The organism is Vibrio sp. VP6 (genome assembly GCF_028823755.1).
In the GTDB taxonomy this organism is placed as follows: Bacteria; Pseudomonadota; Gammaproteobacteria; order Enterobacterales; family Vibrionaceae; genus Vibrio; species Vibrio parahaemolyticus.
Map to the genome: position 1 here is coordinate 1 of NZ_JAPEID010000107.1, position 2,567 is coordinate 2,567.

Genomic DNA, 2,567 nt, shown 5'->3' on the forward strand with positions numbered 1-2,567 from the left:
AACTGGTGACCTACTGATTACAAGTCAGTTGCTCTACCTACTGAGCTAAGTCGGCGTACCGTTATTCTTTATATTGTTCGTGTTAGACACCAACAATTTTAAATTGTGGTGCCCGGAGGCGGAATCGAACCACCGACACGAGGATTTTCAATCCTCTGCTCTACCGACTGAGCTATCCGGGCGACGAGGTGTATTAAAAGGCTTTTCGGCTTTCAGGTCAACAATAAAATTAAAATAAAATATCGTTTGATGAAAATGTGCTCGGAGTGGGCTGTTTTTATGCGTTTTAAATAGGGATACACCATGTTTTAAGCTTTTCTAAGAAAGAAATTACGAGCTTGTTTGCTAAATAAATGCGACGAAAACAAAAAAAGCACGTTTGAAAACGTGCTTTTTAGTGAACAATTGACTTTAAACTAGTGCTTTACGGAGAACTTATTCACCCATCCTTCCAGTTCATTTGCCAAAGAGGCCAAACTTTGGGTGCTCGATTGGCTCTCTGTTACCACTGAATTTAGCTTACTTCCGCTCTCTTCAATCAGATTTATGCGGTGTGCAATGTCATCACTGACTTGCGTTTGCTCAGCTGCTGCCGTCGCAATTTGTTGACTCATTGCTGTGATAGATTCAAGCGCGGTAACGATCTGTTGGAGAGCTTCTGATGCATTCATCGATTCAGTTACTGTGCTTTCACTTGTTTCCGCACAGATTTCCATTGTATGAATGGCATTGCGAGAGCCTTCTTGAAGATTCGAGATCATGTGTTGGATCTCTTTTGTGCTGTCTTGAGTTCGACCTGCAAGATTACGTACCTCATCTGCTACTACAGCAAAGCCTCGTCCTTGTTCGCCTGCTCGGGCTGCTTCAATTGCAGCGTTCAAGGCTAATAGGTTGGTTTGTTCCGCAATATCCCCGATTACATCCAGAACTTTCACGATGTTGTTTACATCTTGATCGAGATCGGCAACCGCTTTACTTGCAGTATTCAGCTGAGTCGCAAGACCTTGAATGTTATCTACAGTGCTGTGGATCAGTGATTGAGTGTGCTGACTTTGTTTATCTGCTTCATCGGTATTACGTGCTGTGTCGCTAGCAGAGCTTGCCACATGGTTAGCGGAAGAAGCCATTTCTGTCATCGCTGTTGCAATCATTGCGGTCGATTGCTGCTGAGAAACGGTAAGATCGGAGATGGAATTTGAGCGCGACTCTACTGCTGATAGCTCATCGCGTAGAGCGTGCATCGATTGTTCAAGGTTAGTCACCATGGTTGCCAATGATTGGCTCATATTCTGAACCGCATGGTAGATACTGCCTTTTGGAGCGACGGTATCAAAGCTAGTTTGGATATTACCTTGTGCAACCGCTTGAACCGCTTCTCGTACATCGTTAGGTTCACCTCCTAAGAGATTGAGCATTTTGCGAATCGAGATGATCAAGCCTCCAAGAATTGAACCTGCGATAATCAGACACAGCATAAGCTGCCACTGTGCTGTCGACCAAAAACGTGCATTCACTTCATTAAAGCCAATACCTGTGCCGACAACCCAACCCCAATGTGGTGTTTTTTCTGCTATTGAGTGTTTTTCTTCAATGCTGCCGTCGGCCTGTTTTTGGCTCCAGGTATATTCAACAATCTGACCTGTTTTGCGACCCAAAACATCTAAGATGAGTTGGCCTACGCTATTACCGCTGCCATCTTTAAAGTCATGGAAACTGGTTCCGTGTAGTTGAGGATCTAGTGGTGCGGCAATAAACATCATATTTTCGTCCGCCACATAAACGTACTCGTTGTCTTTGTAGATGTTGTTACGCAGTAGGCGTGTTGCGAGTGCTTTTGCTTCCTCTTCAGGCATCTTGCCTTCAACTGCCATTTTTTCTACTTCAGTCAGAATGCTGTATGCACTCTTGAATAGCTCAGTTACTCGAGCTTTGTTATCGAGGTTACTTGCGACGCGTAAGGTCCATAAACCTGTAGCGGTCAAGGCTAGCAAAGCTAACAGTATGATCGCGGATAATAAGTAGGCTTGAGTTTTTAATTTCATATTTGGCTCACAAAATGTGTCATTGCTATGCAAAGCATGGCTTATGTCAATAATCTAATAGCCGACGCATCTTATTGAAGAAGTGGTATTACGCCTACAAGCACGTATTGAAACTATGATGAGGATTAAATTTTTAGCGTGAAATAAGTATTTTTGAAGAGGGGGATTTAATATTCGGTGATGTTTGGATATGAAGTGCGAAGCAAAGGAATATTAAAATGGAGAATAGGGCAGATGCAAAAAAAGCCGCATCAAGTGATGCGGCTTTTTAAATTGGCTCCTCCTGCTGGGCTCGAACCAGCGACCTGCGGATTAACAGTCCGTCGCTCTACCAACTGAGCTAAGGAGGAACTATTCTGTTTGTGTCTTGCCATTCAGCAAGTGCACCAAATATGGTGCCTCGAGGCGGAATCGAACCACCGACACGAGGATTTTCAATCCTCTGCTCTACCGACTGAGCTATCGAGGCAAAAGAATGGTGCCGACTACCGGAATCGAACTGGTGACCTACTGATTACAAGTCAG

Annotated in this window: 1 protein-coding gene and 3 tRNA genes; all 4 read right to left on the reverse strand. The window is 44.1% G+C overall.

The genetic code is table 11. The features are described 5' to 3' along the window. Window positions 1-106: 106 nt before the first annotated feature. Window positions 107-182 (reverse strand) — tRNA-Phe (locus OU793_RS24030). 234 nt (window positions 183-416) lie between these two features. Beyond that, window positions 417-2,042: a methyl-accepting chemotaxis protein gene (locus OU793_RS24035; RefSeq protein ID WP_029848204.1), complete on the reverse strand. Its 1,626-nt coding sequence runs from the start codon at window positions 2,040-2,042 to the stop codon at window positions 417-419. 274 nt (window positions 2,043-2,316) lie between these two features. Further along, window positions 2,317-2,392: transfer RNA gene (locus tag OU793_RS24040), tRNA-Asn, on the reverse strand. 43 nt (window positions 2,393-2,435) lie between these two features. Beyond that, window positions 2,436-2,511 (reverse strand) — tRNA-Phe (locus tag OU793_RS24045). Window positions 2,512-2,567: the final 56 nt, after the last annotated feature.